Below are 525 nucleotides of genomic sequence, written 5' to 3'. Positions count from 1 at the left end.
ACAACCCGAAGCACCCATCGGTAAAAAGACCATCAAAAATAGGCGTATGTTCATTTTGCCTAGCTACGATTTTTTACCTGATTTCAGCGTTTTACCTCCTCCAAGGACATATGGCGCCCGCAATAGGCCTTGGTTTCGCGGGACTAGTGACTTTTACAATTGGCTACGGCGCGACAAACTGAAGTGTCCCAGGTTTTGTTCCGTTTGGGTAAATGGGAAAATCTTCGAACATGCCCAAAAAATTGACCAGGATGCAAAGGACCGAGTTGTCCGATTAGTAGAAGATCGCATCTTGGCAGAAAACATGTCGATGCAGAACGCGTGCAAGATTGTGGCGCCGAAACTAGGGGTCTCATGGCACACCGCGCGCCAATGGACTCAGCAGGCCCGCCGAGATGGCAGCGTTACTCGTGCATGGCCTTTTTTCATTTACGGAATCGGTTTATGTGCTGCGGCTGCTGTGGTCTGGCTGCTGATGCCCAAAACGAATACTTCAGCGAACCAGTCTGCAGACAATGCGCAATT

The 525-nt window shown here is 49.7% G+C and carries 1 protein-coding gene; it reads left to right on the top strand.

Annotated elements, in window-relative coordinates; translation table 11 throughout:
* Positions 1-292 precede the first annotated feature (292 nt).
* On the top strand, positions 293-525 hold a 233-nt coding region (locus tag AC3A84_RS04800; protein ID WP_487968509.1), incomplete at its 3' end, for a hypothetical protein.

The organism is Paracidovorax sp. (assembly GCF_057642795.1).
This window is presented reverse-complemented; position numbering and strand designations above follow the sequence as displayed.